This window comes from Streptomyces cellostaticus, assembly GCF_001513965.1.
Lineage (GTDB): Bacteria > Actinomycetota > Actinomycetes > Streptomycetales > Streptomycetaceae > Streptomyces > Streptomyces cellostaticus.
Map to the genome: position 1 here is coordinate 99,426 of NZ_KQ948037.1, position 13,318 is coordinate 112,743.

A 13,318-nucleotide genomic window follows, 5' to 3' on the forward strand; every position below is an offset into this window, starting at 1 on the left:
GCGAGGCTGAACAGCGTACGGCCGTGCGGGTGCCGTGAACGGGCCGGGATGCACCATGTCATCCCGGCCCGTTGCCGTTTTCCGCCGCCTCCGGCGGCACCACCTGCTTCTCTTCGGCGAAGTGGCAGGCCGAGTCATGGACCGCGGGCCCGGAAGCGCCCCGGAACCCCTCCGGGACCGCCAGCGCCGGGACCTCCAGGGCGCACCGCTCCTGCGCCTTCCAGCAGCGGGTGCGGAAGCGGCAGCCCGAGGGGATGTTCGTCGGGGACGGCACATCGCCGGTGAGGATGATCCGCTCGCGGCGTTCGCGGGCCTCGGGGTCGGGCACCGGGACCGCCGACAGCAGCGCCTGCGTATAGGGGTGCGTGGGGTGGTCGTAGATCTCGGCGTCGCTGCCGATCTCCACGATCCGGCCCAGGTACATGACCCCGACCCGGTCCGAGATGTGCCGGACGATCGACAGGTCGTGCGCGATGAAGACGTAGGAGAGGTCGAACTCCGACTGGAGCCCGTCCAGCAGGTTGATCACCTGCGCCTGGACCGAGACGTCCAGGGCCGACACCGGCTCGTCGGCGACGATCACCTGGGGGCGCAGCGCCAGCCCCCGGGCGATGCCGATGCGTTGGCGCTGGCCGCCGGAGAACTGGTGCGGGTAGCGGTTGATGTACTCGGGGTTGAGGCCGACCACGTCGAGGAGCTCCCGCACCCGGCGGCGCCGGTCGCCCTTGGGGGCCACCTCGGGGTGGATCTCGTACGGCTCCCCGATGATGTCCCCCACCGTCATCCGCGGGTTGAGGGAGGTGTACGGGTCCTGGAAGACCATCTGGATGTTGCGCCGGACGGCCTTCAGGGCCTTGCCGGACAGCCGGGTGATGTCCTCGCCCTTGAACCTGATCGAGCCCGCCGTCGGCCGCTCCAGGTTGCACAGCAACCGTGCCACCGTCGACTTGCCGCAGCCCGACTCGCCGACGATGCCCAGCGTCTCGCCCTTGCCCAGGGTGAAGTCGACGCCGTCGACCGCCTTCACCGCGCCGACCTGCTTCTTGAAGAGGACCCCCTGCATGAGCGGGTAGTGCTTGACGAGGCCGCTGACCTCCAGGATCGGCTCAGCCATGCAGGCACTCCCTCCAGAAGTGGCAGGCGCTGCCCCGCTCTTCGGAGACCTCGTACAGCGGCGGTACGTCCGTACGGCACACGTCCTGGGCCATCGGGCAGCGCGGATGGAAGGCGCAGCCGGGCGGGATGTTCATCAGGTTCGGCGGCAGGCCCTTGATGGCGTACAGCTCCTGCCCCTTCTGGTCCAGGCGCGGGATGGAGTCCAGCAGGCCTCGGGTGTAGGGGTGAGCGGGGCTCTTGTAGATGTCGTGCACCGGGGCCGACTCGACGATCTTCCCCGCGTACATCACGGCGATCCGGTCGGCCACGTCCGCGACGACCCCCAGATCATGGGTGATGAGGATCAGCCCCATGTGGTACTCGCGCTGCAACTCCGCGAGCAGGTCCATGACCTGGGCCTGCACGGTGACGTCCAGGGCCGTGGTGGGCTCGTCGGCGATGATGAGCGCCGGTTCCAGCGCCAGCGCCATGGCGATCATGATGCGCTGGCGCATGCCGCCGGAGAACTGGTGGGGATAGTCCCGCACCCGCTCGGCGGCCCCCGGAATACGCACCCGGTCCATCAGCTCGACCGCCTTGGCCCGCGCGTCCTTCTTCGACATCCGCCGGTGCACGACGAACATCTCGCCGAGCTGGTCGCCCACCGACAGCACGGGGTTGAGGGCGGACAGCGCGTCCTGGAAGATCATCGCCATCCCGTAGCCCCGGAGCCTGCGCCGCTCCTCCTCCTTCAGTTTCAGCACGTCCTTGCCCTGGAAGAAGACCTCCCCGCCGGTGATCCGCCCCGGCGGCATGTCGAGGATCCCCATCACGGCCTGCGCCGTGACCGACTTCCCGGACCCCGACTCACCGAGCACCGCCAGGGTCTCCCCCGCGTCGACGCCGTACGACACCCCGTTGACGGCCTTGGCGACCCCGTCCCGCGTACGGAACTCCACGTGCAGATCGCGCACTTCGAGCAACATGGCGCCATCACCTCAGCTTCGGATCGAGGGCGTCGCGCACCGCGTCGCCGAGCATGATGAAGGCCAGGACGGTGACCGCCAGCGCGCCGGAGGGCCACAGCAGCGCGTGTGGGGCGTTGCGGATGTAGGGGGAAGCGGCGGAGATGTCGATGCCCCAGGAGACGCTCGGCGGCTTCAGTCCGACGCCGAGGTAGGACAGGGTCGCCTCCAGCGCGATGTAGGTGCCCAGCGCGATGGTCGCCACGACGATCACGGGCGCGACGGCGTTGGGCGCGATGTGCCGCAGCAGTATGCGGGAGTTGGAGGCGCCGAGGGCGCGGGCCGCCTGCACGTAGTCGTTCTGTCTGGCGGTGATGACCGAGCCGCGCGCGATACGGGAGATCTGCGGCCAGCCGAGCAGCACCATGAACCCGATGACCGGCCAGACCGTATTACTGGTCACCACGGAGAGGAGGACGAGACCGCCGAGGACGACCGGGATGGCGAAGAAGATGTCGGTGGTCCGGGACAGGAGCGAGTCCCAGACGCCGCCGAAGAAGCCCGCGAGTCCGCCCAGCACCGACCCCAGGAGCGCGACCCCGAGCGTGGCGCACACGCCCACCGTGACGGACGTACGGGCGCCGTACACGGTCCGCGTGTAGACGTTGCAGCCCTGGCCGTCGTAGCCGAAGGGGGCGCCCGGCCCGGGGCCGTCCTGAGCCTTGGACAGGTCGCACTTGAGGGGGCTGCCGGAGGCGATCGCCGAGGGCCACAGGGAGATGAAGACCAGGAAGAGGATGACGAGCGCGGAGACGAGGAAGACGGGGTTGCGCCGCAGGTCCCGCCAGGCGTCGGACCAGAGCGAGCGCGGCTTGGCCTGCGGGCCCGTGCCCTCGGGGCCTCCTGGCGTCTTCTCCAGGGTCTGCGCCTCGCTCGCCGCCAGGTCCATCGCGCCGCCCGCCCCGGTCCCCGCGATGGCCCGGTCGGGCTCGTACGGCTGCTCAGGCATAGCGGATCCTCGGGTCGAGTACGGCGTACAGGAGGTCCACGAGCAGGTTGGCCACCAGGAAGACCAGCACGAGGACGGTCACGAAGCCGACGACCGTCTGGGTGTTCTGGCGCACGATGCCCTGGTAGAGCTGGTAGCCGACGCCGTGGATGTTGAAGATCCGCTCGGTGACGATCGCCCCGCCCATCAGCGCTCCGATGTCGGCGCCGATGAAGGTGACGACGGGGATGAGGGAGTTGCGCAGCAGGTGCCGGGTGATGACCCGCCCACGGGGCAGGCCCTTGGCGATGGCCGTACGGACGTAGTCGGACCGTCTGTTCTCCGCGATGGAGGTGCGGGTCAGCCGGGTGACGTAGGCGAGCGAGACGGAGGCGAGGACCAGACCGGGCACGATCAGCTCGCCGAAGGCCGCGTCCGGGGAGACGGACGGTTTGATCCAGCCCCACTGGACGCCGAGCAGCAGCTGGAGCAGCAGACCGGTCACGAAGGTGGGTACGGAGATCACGACCAGAGTGGTGAGGAGCACTCCCGTGTCGACGGGCCGCCCGCGTCTGAGGCCCGTCACGACGCCGAGCGTGATCCCGATGACGATCTCGAAGAGGATGGCGACGACGGTCAGCCGGATGGTGACGGGGAACGCCGTGGCCATCAGCTCGGTGACCGGCTGGCCGTTGAACGCCGTACCGAAGTCTCCGGTGAAGACGTTCCCCATATAGGTCAGGTACTGCTGCCAGACCGGCTTGTCCAAGCCGAACTCCTTCTCCAGCTGCGCGGCCGTCGCCGGATCGCAGGCCCGCTCGCCGCACAGCCCCGCGATGGGATCGCCCATCACGTTCACCATCAGGAAGATCAGCAGCGTGGCCCCGATGAACACCGGGATCATCTGGAGCAGCCGCCGGACGACGTAGCGCCCCATGGCGGCTCAGCCGACCTTGATCTCGTCGTAGACGGGGACGCTGAACGGGTTGAGCGCCACGTGGGACAGCCGCTCGGAGTAGCCGGCGGTGCCGTTCTGGTACCAGAGCGGGATGGCGGCCATGTTGTCCCGGACGACGCCCTCGGCCTGCTGGAAGAGCGGGATGGCCTTGGCGGTGTCGGTCTCGGCGTTGGCCCGGTCGACGAGCTTGTCGAAGTCCTTGTTGGACCACTTGCCGTCGTTGGAGGAGGCGTTGGTGTAGTAGAGCGGCTGGAGGAAGTTCTGGATGAGCGGGTAGTCCATCTGCCAGCCCGCGCGGAACGGCCCGGACATCTTGTGCTGCCCGATCTGGTTCCGGAAGTCGGCGAAGGTGCCCACCGGGTTCCCCACACATGCCTTGTCATTGCCGAGTGCGTTGTTGATGGAGTTGCACACGGCGTCGACCCACTCCCGGTGCGAGCCGGTGTCCGCGTTGTACGTGATCTTGACCTGGCCGCCGGGGAGCCCGCCGCCCTCCTGGATCAGCTTCTTGGCCTGGCTCGGGTTGTAGTCACAGGCCGATCCGCACAGGCCCTCCTTGAAACCGCCGGCCGTGCCGAGCACCGGCGAGGTCCAGTCCGTGGCCGCGGTGCGGGTCTTCCGGAAGATGGTGTCGGTGATCTGCTTGCGGTCGATCGCCATGGACAGGCCCGTGCGGACCTTCTCCGAGCCCGGCTTGTTCCAGGCCGGGTCGTAGTAGGGGAAGGCGAGAGTCTGGATGATGCCGGCGGGTGTGTTGATGTACCGACCGCCCAGGTCGCTCTTGACGTTCTTCAGCTGCGCGGCGGGGACGTCGTCGGTGAGGTCGAGGTTGCCGGACATCAGGTCGGTGTAGGCGGTGTTGGGGTCGGTGTAGACCTTCAGGGTCACGCCGCTGTTCTGGGCCTTGTCGGACCCGGGGTAGCCGTCCCACTTCTTCAGGACCATCTGCGAGCCCTTCGTATAGGACTCGATGGTGTAGGGCCCGTTGCCGACCGGCTTGCTCAGCCAGGCCGAGTGATCGGTGAAGAAGGTACGGGGCAGCGGGTCGAAGGCCGCGTAGCCGAGGGTGTCCGGGAAGCTGGAGAACTTCTGGTTGAGCTTGACGGTGAAGGTGCGGTCGTCCACCACCTTCAGACCGGAGAGGATCTCGGCGCTCTGCGAGCCGCTGTCGGGGTGCACCTTGTCGTAACCGTCGATGTAACGGAAGAAGTAGGCGTTCTTCTGGTTGTTCTTCAGGCTCGCCCCGTAGTTCCAGGCGTCCACGAAGGACCTGGCGGTCACCTTCTCGCCGTTGGAGAAGGTCCAGCCGCCCTTGACCTTGATGGTGAAGTTCTGCGAGTCCTTGGTCTCGATGCTCTGGGCGAGCATGTCCTTCGCCTGGGCGGTCTTCGGGTCGTACCGCTTCAGGCCCCGGAAGACCATGTCGAGGACCTTGCCGCCCTGGACCTCGTTGGTGTTGGACGGCTCCAACGGGTTCTGCGGATCGCCCCAGGAGGAGCTGAGCACCCCGGGGCCGCCCCCGACGCCGCTTGAGCCGCCTCCCCCGCAGCCGGTGGCCGCGAGCGCCACTGCCACCGCGCCGACAGCCCCTAGGGCGTGCGTGGTTCCCCGCATAGCGTGCCTCCTCCGTGATCACCGAACCGCCTACCGGTCAATATCGGCACGTACGGCGCAAATCGCATGCCCGCCGCCCGATTGAAGGCCCTTTAGGGGGACACGTCATCCGAATGCAGGCAGCCCCGGAGTCACGCCCCGACGATCTTCAGCCACCGGCGCAATGGATCTCCGCGCAACGATGCCGAAACGTTGGATTACGACGGGTCGATGTACGCATGTCGACACACCACCGTCCGCATATCGAACTCCTTGCCGGAATAGTCCGGTTAGTCCGATGTGAAGCACGGATTGATTACGGCGTGCTACCCGCGTAGCTACGGAACGGCCAAGCTAGAGTAAAGAAGGTAAAGAGAAAACCAAGCCGACCGAGAATTTATTGACCTTGAATGAATTGCGTTGAAAAAGTCCGGCGTAGCCCGTAGGGACCGCCCTGCGGAGCCTTGACCACAGGGCACGGAGCATCATGACCCCCCCTACTCCTTCCCAGGCCACCCCACTCGAGGTGACCGACGAAGACAGCGCCGCATCGGCGAAGCCCGCCACCCTCAAGGGCACCGAGAGCCGCTCTCCGGGACGGCTGGCCTGGACCCGCTTCAAGCGTGACCGGACGGGTGTCATATCCGCCTTCGTGGTGATCTTCTTCTTCGTGGCCGGCATCTGCGCGCCGCTGATCGCCAAGGTGTATGGCAAGGATCCGTACACCACCTACGGCCAGAACGACCCGAGCCTGCTCAACGACTTCAGTTACCCCGCCGGGCCCAACGGTGGCATGAGCGGGGACTTCTGGTTCGGCATCGACCCGCAGCTCGGCCGGGACGTCTTCACGTTCCTGCTCTACGCGATCCGCAACTCGCTGCTGATCTCCGCGGCGACGACCCTGCTGGTGGCCTTCTTCGGCGTGGTCATCGGTCTCACCGCCGGCTACCTGGGCGGCAAGACGGACTACTTCGTCGGCCGGATCATCGACATCCTGCTGGCCTTCCCGCAGACCCTGTTCTTCATCGGCTTCTGGCCGGTGATGCTCACGATCCTGGTGTCCCCGGACGAAGCGACCCCGACCTGGCTCATCGTCGTCTCCCTGATCACCGTCATGACGGCGTTCGGCTGGGCACCCATCGCGCGTCTGCTGCGCGGTGAGGTACTCGCCCTGCGCGAGCGGGAGTTCGTGGAAGCCGCCAAGGTGACCGGAGCGTCCCCGGCGCGGATCATCTTCAAGGAACTGCTGCCCAACCTGTGGACGCCGATCCTCATCCAGGCGACCCTGGCGCTGCCCGCCTACGTGACGATCGAGGCCGGTCTGGCCTTCCTCGGCGTCGGACTCTCCGACCCGACCCCGGACTGGGGCGTCATGGTCCAGAACGCGTCCAAGTTCTACCAGGGCGACATCACGTACATGCTCTTCCCGGGCGTGACGATGGTGATCTTCGTCGTCGCCTTCAACCTCCTCGGTGACTCGGTGCGTGACGCACTGGACCCCAAGGCCGGGCGCTGAACCTCCCTTTCCACCTTCCGGCTCGGGCGACGGGGCCCGCCGGAGCAGTTCGTATCTCTCCTCGAGCAGAGCAGGAAGCCATGTCCCTTTCCCGCAGAAACTTCGTCATCGCCACGTCGGTCGCAGCCGGCGGCTCCATGGTCCTCTCCGCGTGCAGCAGCGGCGGCGGTGGCGGGAACAGCGGCAAGCACGCGGGTACCGACAAGTACACGGGCTCCGTGACCGTCGGCACCAAGGAGGACTCGACGGGCCCCGCCCCCGAGATCGAGGGTGCGAAGAAGGGCGGGAACATCATCGGCATCGGCCCGAGCGACTTCTCCCACCTGGACCCCCAGCGCATCTACTACGCCTGGAACTCCACCGTCGCCAACCTCTACATCCGTGCCCTGACCGGCTACAAGATCGCCTCCGACGGCTCCATGAAGCTGGTCGGTGACCTCGCGACCGACACCGGCACCATGGCCGACGAGGGCAAGACCTGGACCTTCACCCTGAAGGACGGTCTGAAGTGGGACGACGGCAGCGAGCTGACCGTCGAGGACGTCCGCCACGGCATCGAGCGCGCGTTCGCCACCTTCACCACCGAAGGCGCGATGTACGTCCAGTCCGCGCTCGTCGGCTCCAGCGACTTCCGCTCCAAGTACAAGGGCCCGTTCAGCAACAAGCACCTGGACTCCATCGTCACCGACAAGGCGAAGAAGACCATCACGCTGAAGCTGAAGGTCGCGCGCCCGGACCTCAACTTCACCCTGGCGATGCACTCCTACGGCGCCGTGCCGGTCGGCCACGACACCAAGGAGAAGTACGACAAGGACCCGGTCTCCGCCGGTCCCTACAAGATCGCCCAGCACGCGATCGACAAGTCGATGAAGCTGGTGCGCAACCCGCACTGGGACCCGAAGACGGACGCTATCCGCAACGCCTACCCGGACAGCTTCACCTTCCAGTTCGGCACCGAGGGCCTGGCGGCCGCCGACCGGCTGATCGCCCAGAGCGGCGACGACCAGTACGCGGTCATGGCGTACAGCGGTGTGCCCGCCGAGCGTCTGCAGAAGGTGCTGACCGACCCCGAGCTGAAGAAGCGGACCATCAACGGTCTGCTCAGCGGCCTGTACTACTACGCCATCAACTGCAAGCGCATCACCGACCCGAAGGTGCGTCAGGCGCTCAACTACGCCTGGCCGCTGGAGCAGATCCGCCGTATCTACGGTGGCCAGTCCGCCGGTGACTACGCGACCTCCATCATCAGCCCGGACATCCTCGGCTACGACCACCAGGACGTCTACGGCAAGGCGAAGAAGCCGCAGGGCGACCCGGAGAAGGCCAAGGCGCTGCTGAAGGAAGCCGGCAAGGTCGGCCAGAAGATCGTCTACACCTACCCCAAGGGTGGCAACGACGCCTACGAGAAGACCAAGGTCGTCATCGTCAACGCCCTGAAGGCGGCGGGCTTCGACCCGGTCGTCAAGGCGGTGGACCAGGGCAGCTACTACGACCAGGTCCAGCAGATCGACAACAACTTCGACGTGATGTGGTTCGGCTGGTCCCCGGACTGGCCGACCGGTTACACCGTCATGCAGCCGCTGTTCGACGGCGCCACGATCGCCAACGGCTCCAACAACGTCTCGCAGCTGAACGTGAGCTGGGTCAACGACGCGATCAAGAAGAACGCCGTCATCACCGACCCGAAGGCGGCCGGCGCGGCCTGGGAAGAGCTGGACAAGAAGATCATGACGGAGCTCGCTCCGATCATCCCCGAAACCTTCCAGCGCCGGTTCTACCTGTACGGCTCGAAGGTCGGCGGCGCGCTGTTCGACCCGCTGTTCTCGGGCTTCATCATGTACAAGCTGCACGTGAAGGCGTAAGCACCAGCCAGTCCAGGGGCGGGGCGCCACACACCGGCGCCCCGCCCACCCCCCTTCCGCCCCCACCACGGCGTCGCCCAGGGAATCCCATCGCCATGTTCCGCTTTCTCGTCCGCCGGATACTCGGCGCAGCGGTGATCCTGCTGATCATCAGTGCCATCACCTTCCTCCTCTTCTATGTCGCACCGCGTGACCCCGCCCGGGTCGCCTGCGGCAAGGTCTGCACGCCACAGACTCTGGCGCTGGTCAAGCACAACCTGGGCATCGACGATCCGCTGCCGGTTCAGTACTGGCACTGGCTCGAAGGCGTCTTCGTGGGCCGCGACTACGCGTCCTTCGGCCACTGCAACGCGCCGTGCCTCGGCTACTCGTTCCAGAACCGCGTGCCGGTCCTCAGCCTGATCGAGGACCGCTTCCCGACCACGATCTCTCTCGCCCTGGGCAGCGCGGTCGTGTTCGTCATCTTCGGCGTCGGCACCGGCATGATCGCCGCTGTCAAGCAGGGCAAGGCGCTGGACAAGATCGCTTCCTCGGCCTCGCTGATCGGTTCGTCGCTGCAGATCTACATCGTCGGCATCGTCGCGATGTACTACCTCTCCGACGAGTGGGGCATCCTCGACCGCCCGAACGACAGCTCCGGCTTCACCGACGACCCCGGGGCCTGGTTCTCGGGCCTGCTGCTGCCGTGGTTCGTGCTCGCGATCATCTTCACGGCCAACTACACGCGTATGACCCGCTCGCAGCTGGTTGAGACCCTGAGCGAGGACTACGTCCGCACCGCACGTGCCAAGGGCCTATCCGCGCGCACCGTGTTCTTCCGCTTCGCCTGGCGCGGCGCCATGGGCCCGATCGTGACGATCCTCGGCCTGGACCTCGGCTCGCTGCTCGGCGGCGCGGTCATCACGGAGCAGACGTTCGGCCTGCACGGCATCGGCGCACTCTCGGTGAAGGCCGTACGCGACAACGACCTGCCCATGCTCCTCGGTGTCGTCCTGGTGGCCGCCGGCGCGATCGTCCTGTTCAACATCGTCGTAGACGCCGTCTACGCCCTCATCGACCCGCGCGTCCGCCTCGCCTAAGGAGAGATCTGATGAGCACCCCCTTCCTCTCCGTTCGCGACCTGCGCGTGCACTTCTCGACCGAGGACGGCCTGGTCAAGGCCGTCGACGGGCTCTCCTTCGATGTGGAGAAGGGCAAGACGCTCGGCATCGTCGGCGAGTCCGGCTCGGGCAAGTCGGTGACCAACCTGTCGATCCTGGGCCTCCACAACCGCGAGCGCACCACCATGGACGGCGAGATCATCCTCGACGGCCAGGAGCTGCTGACGGCGTCCGAGCGGACGCTGGAGAAGCTGCGCGGCAACAAGATGTCCATGATCTTCCAGGATGCTCTGGCCTCTCTGTCCCCGTACCACACGGTGGGCGTGCAGATCGCGGAGACGTACCGCAAGCACACCGGCGCGTCCAAGCGGGAGGCACGGGCCCGTGCCGTCGAGATGCTCCGCCGGGTCGGTATCCCCCAGCCGGACGTCCGCGTGGACGAGTACCCGCACCAGTTCTCCGGCGGTATGCGCCAGCGCGCGATGATCGCCATGGCACTGGTCTGCGACCCCGAGCTCTTGATCGCCGACGAGCCGACCACGGCCCTCGACGTGACGGTCCAGGCCCAGATCATGGACCTGCTCAAGGACCTCCAGCAGGAGTTCGGCACCGCCATCATCTTCATCACCCACGACCTCGGCGTGATCGCCGACATCGCCGACGACGTGCTGGTGATGTACGGCGGCCGGTGCGTGGAGCGCGGCACCAAGAAGGAGGTGCTCCGCTCGCCGGACCACCCCTACACCCTGGGCCTGATGAACTCGATGCCGACCCTCAACGGGTCGGTGGACGTTCCGCTGACGCCGATCCCCGGTTCGCCGCCCTCGCTGCTGAACCCGCCGTCCGGCTGCCGCTTCCACCCGCGCTGCGCCTTCGCCGAGAAGGTGTCCGGCGGGCTGTGCTCCAGCGACCGGCCGACCCTTGAGGTTGTCGAGGGCCGCGGCTCCGCCTGCCACCTCACCCAGGAGCAGAAGCAGGATCTCTTCGCCGACTTCGCCGCAACCCGGCACAACTGACGGACAGTAGACGGGACTTCACGACCATGAGCAACACAACCCCCCTCCTGGACGTCTCGGGGCTGACCAAGCACTTCCCGATCAAGGGCGGCTTCCCGATCCGGCGCACCGTCGGCGCGGTGCAGGCCGTGGACGGCCTGGACTTCCAGGTGGCCGAGGGCGAGAGCCTCGGCCTCGTCGGTGAGTCCGGCTGCGGCAAGTCGACCACGGGCCGGCTGATCACCCGCCTGATGGAGCCGACCGGCGGCAAGATCACCTACCGCGGCCAGGACATCACGCACGCGGGCCGCAAGGAGCTGGCGCCGATCCGCTCCGAGATCCAGATGATCTTCCAGGACCCGTACGCGTCGCTGAACCCGCGGCAGACGGTCGGCAAGATCATCTCCGGCCCGATGGAGATCAACGACATCAACCCGGAGGGCGGCCGCGAGAAGCGCGTCCGCGAACTCCTGGAGATCGTCGGCCTCAACCCCGAGCACTTCAACCGCTTCCCGCACGAGTTCTCCGGCGGTCAGCGCCAGCGTATCGGCGTGGCCCGCGCGCTGGCCCTGCAGCCGAAGCTGATCGTGGCGGACGAGCCGGTCTCCGCCCTGGACGTGTCGATCCAGGCCCAGGTGGTCAACCTGCTCCAGAAGGTCCAGCGGGAACTCGGCATCGCGTTCGTGTTCATCGCCCACGACCTGGCGATCGTCCGGCACTTCTCGCAGCGCGTCGCGGTCATGTACCTCGGCAAGATCGTCGAGATCGCCGACCGCGAGGACCTGTATGAGAACCCGCGCCACCCCTACACCCGGGCCCTGCTCTCCGCCGTGCCCGAGGCCACGGTGGACGAGGAGCCGCGCGAGCGCATCCGCCTGGCCGGCGACGTCCCCTCCCCCATCAACCCGCCCTCCGGCTGCCGCTTCCGCACCCGCTGCTGGAAGGCGACGGAGAAGTGTGCGACGGAGGCCCCGCCGCTGGTGCAGGTGGAGGGCAACAAGCCGGGCCACCTGACGGCCTGCCACTACCCTGAGACGACGGAGACCGTCCCGGCCCCCCGTCTCTCCAAGGACCCCGAGGCGGCGGCCTGACACACCCCTTTCCGTCAGCCGCCCCCTTGCGGAACGGACTTTCTCGGCCCATTGACCCGAGCCCATGAACGTCCGGTCCCGGGGAACGAGGGCCCGCACATGTGAGCATGTGCGGGCCCTTCTCATTGCCTGCCAGTCACGCACGTCGCCAAATGGTGGATCTGCCACTCAGAAATCATGGCCACCACCCCTTTGCCCCGTGGCGGGCGGCCCCACCCCAGTCCCGCTCACTCACTCCTCGGCAAACAGCTCCGCCGCGTCCTTCGCGTGCACCGCCCGCTGTGCCCACAGCTCCAGTCGGTCCAGATCCGTGCAGGTGCTCACCCGCTCACGGACGGCGTCGGGCACCGAGATGCCACGCCATTGCAGGATGTGAAGGATCATCTCCGCCTTGGCCTCAGCACGGCCCAGTTCTCGGCCCTGCTCCAGGCCTTGCTCCCGGCCTTCTTCGCGTACCTGTTCGGCCAGTGGGTGTCGCCAGAAGTACTGGATCGCCGTCATCAAATCCCTCCACATCTGCTTCGCCTGGGGGTCGGCCAGGCATGAGTCGACGAACTGCACGAAGACCGCGGCGCTGTCGGGGTCGATGGTCCGCAGGGCGGACGCCAGGGATTCCAGTATGGCCGGGGCCTGCGGGCCACGCCCGTGTGTCATCGCCGAGAGCACCGCAAGGGGTACGTCCCGTTCCGCCTGACGCTCGTCCGCGATCACCGGCACGTTGTCCGGGCCCAGGACCAGCGGACGCACCGTCAGCGATTCCCAGCCCGGGAAACCCAGCCGAATCGGGCGCGACGCCCACTGCGCCGTAGCGCTGCTCTGGGTGATCACGATCAGCACCGGCTCGCAGCGGTACTTCTCGTACAGGTAGCTGAGGTAATACGGCCAACTGCCCCGCTTGCGATCGTCCACCTTCCCCTGCGACTCCACCACCAGCAGGTACGTGCCCTCGTCCGTCTCCGCCCGCAGCAACGTGTCCACCCGCCGCTCGACCGGCTCGATCTCCGTCAGGTCCACGTTCAGCGCCGCGATCTCCCGCGGCTCGGGAAACGGCACCTGCAGCACACTCTGTAACGCCCGCGTCAGCAGCGCCGGATCCTTCTGAAAGATCCGGTGCAACGCCTCATGCGACGAGCCGACCATCAGCATCTCCTTTCG

At 67.1% G+C, this 13,318-nt stretch carries 11 protein-coding genes; 5 read left to right on the plus strand and 6 right to left on the minus strand.

The genetic code is table 11. From position 1 onward, the window contains the following. Positions 1 to 58: 58 nt before the first annotated feature. Genes AQI88_RS32485 through AQI88_RS32505 form a run of 5 tightly spaced genes read right to left on the minus strand, consistent with a single transcriptional unit; the run spans position 59 to position 5,620 of the window. Positions 59 to 1,114, minus strand: coding sequence for an ABC transporter ATP-binding protein (locus tag AQI88_RS32485; protein ID WP_067006029.1), 1,056 nt, complete (start codon positions 1,112 to 1,114; stop codon positions 59 to 61). Continuing rightward, positions 1,107 to 2,081, minus strand: coding sequence for an ABC transporter ATP-binding protein (locus AQI88_RS32490; protein WP_067006031.1), 975 nt, complete (start codon positions 2,079 to 2,081; stop codon positions 1,107 to 1,109). Before AQI88_RS32490 ends, AQI88_RS32485 begins: the two co-directional genes overlap by 8 nt. Positions 2,082 to 2,088: 7 nt before the next feature. Next, positions 2,089 to 3,069, minus strand: a complete 981-nt coding sequence (locus tag AQI88_RS32495; RefSeq protein WP_067006033.1) for an ABC transporter permease — start codon at positions 3,067 to 3,069, stop codon at positions 2,089 to 2,091. After that, the gene (locus AQI88_RS32500) at positions 3,062 to 3,985 is read right to left on the minus strand and encodes an ABC transporter permease (RefSeq protein WP_067006035.1); all 924 of its coding nucleotides are present in this window, start codon (positions 3,983 to 3,985) and stop codon (positions 3,062 to 3,064) included. Before AQI88_RS32500 ends, AQI88_RS32495 begins: the two co-directional genes overlap by 8 nt. Positions 3,986 to 3,991: 6 nt before the next feature. After that, positions 3,992 to 5,620, minus strand: coding sequence for a peptide ABC transporter substrate-binding protein (locus tag AQI88_RS32505; RefSeq protein ID WP_067006037.1), 1,629 nt, complete (start codon positions 5,618 to 5,620; stop codon positions 3,992 to 3,994). A gap of 466 nt (positions 5,621 to 6,086) precedes the next feature. Between AQI88_RS32505 and AQI88_RS32510 the strand changes: the two genes are divergently transcribed. The 5 genes from AQI88_RS32510 to AQI88_RS32530 all read left to right on the plus strand — a co-directional run bounded on the left by AQI88_RS32510 (position 6,087) and on the right by AQI88_RS32530 (position 12,163). Beyond that, positions 6,087 to 7,115 carry an ABC transporter permease gene (locus AQI88_RS32510; RefSeq protein ID WP_208615965.1) on the plus strand — a complete coding sequence of 343 codons (1,029 nt, stop codon included), beginning with the start codon at positions 6,087 to 6,089 and terminating at the stop codon, positions 7,113 to 7,115. Positions 7,116 to 7,195: 80 nt separating this feature from the next. Beyond that, positions 7,196 to 8,977, plus strand: coding sequence for an ABC transporter substrate-binding protein (locus tag AQI88_RS32515; protein ID WP_067006040.1), 1,782 nt, complete (start codon positions 7,196 to 7,198; stop codon positions 8,975 to 8,977). Positions 8,978 to 9,072: 95 nt separating this feature from the next. After that, positions 9,073 to 10,056 (plus strand): ABC transporter permease, encoded by a 984-nt coding sequence (locus AQI88_RS32520; RefSeq protein ID WP_067006042.1) that lies wholly within the window; start codon positions 9,073 to 9,075, stop codon positions 10,054 to 10,056. Between the two features lie 11 nt (positions 10,057 to 10,067). Next, positions 10,068 to 11,093: an ABC transporter ATP-binding protein gene (locus AQI88_RS32525; RefSeq protein WP_067006044.1), complete on the plus strand. Its 1,026-nt coding sequence runs from the start codon at positions 10,068 to 10,070 to the stop codon at positions 11,091 to 11,093. Positions 11,094 to 11,119: 26 nt separating this feature from the next. Next, complete coding sequence (locus tag AQI88_RS32530; protein WP_067006046.1) at positions 11,120 to 12,163, plus strand: ABC transporter ATP-binding protein; 1,044 nt, start codon at positions 11,120 to 11,122, stop codon at positions 12,161 to 12,163. Between the two features lie 231 nt (positions 12,164 to 12,394). Here AQI88_RS32530 and AQI88_RS32535 read toward each other — a convergent pair whose 3' ends face one another. After that, on the minus strand, positions 12,395 to 13,303 hold the full coding sequence (locus tag AQI88_RS32535) for an RpnC/YadD family protein (RefSeq protein WP_067006121.1): 909 nt from the start codon (positions 13,301 to 13,303) through the stop codon (positions 12,395 to 12,397). Positions 13,304 to 13,318: the final 15 nt, after the last annotated feature.

Bases quoted from the DNA above. Each gene is read 5' to 3' on its own strand.
- AQI88_RS32485 (WP_067006029.1), bottom strand. From the start codon at position 1,114: ATGGCTGAGCCGATCCTGGAGGTCAGCGGCCTCGTCAAGCACTACCCG.
- AQI88_RS32490 (WP_067006031.1), bottom strand. From the start codon at position 2,081: ATGTTGCTCGAAGTGCGCGATCTGCACGTGGAGTTCCGTACGCGGGAC.
- AQI88_RS32495 (WP_067006033.1), bottom strand. From the start codon at position 3,069: ATGCCTGAGCAGCCGTACGAGCCCGACCGGGCCATCGCGGGGACCGGG.
- AQI88_RS32500 (WP_067006035.1), bottom strand. From the start codon at position 3,985: ATGGGGCGCTACGTCGTCCGGCGGCTGCTCCAGATGATCCCGGTGTTC.
- AQI88_RS32505 (WP_067006037.1), bottom strand. From the start codon at position 5,620: ATGCGGGGAACCACGCACGCCCTAGGGGCTGTCGGCGCGGTGGCAGTG.
- AQI88_RS32510 (WP_208615965.1), top strand. From the start codon at position 6,087: ATGACCCCCCCTACTCCTTCCCAGGCCACCCCACTCGAGGTGACCGAC.
- AQI88_RS32515 (WP_067006040.1), top strand. From the start codon at position 7,196: ATGTCCCTTTCCCGCAGAAACTTCGTCATCGCCACGTCGGTCGCAGCC.
- AQI88_RS32520 (WP_067006042.1), top strand. From the start codon at position 9,073: ATGTTCCGCTTTCTCGTCCGCCGGATACTCGGCGCAGCGGTGATCCTG.
- AQI88_RS32525 (WP_067006044.1), top strand. From the start codon at position 10,068: ATGAGCACCCCCTTCCTCTCCGTTCGCGACCTGCGCGTGCACTTCTCG.
- AQI88_RS32530 (WP_067006046.1), top strand. From the start codon at position 11,120: ATGAGCAACACAACCCCCCTCCTGGACGTCTCGGGGCTGACCAAGCAC.
- AQI88_RS32535 (WP_067006121.1), bottom strand. From the start codon at position 13,303: ATGGTCGGCTCGTCGCATGAGGCGTTGCACCGGATCTTTCAGAAGGAT.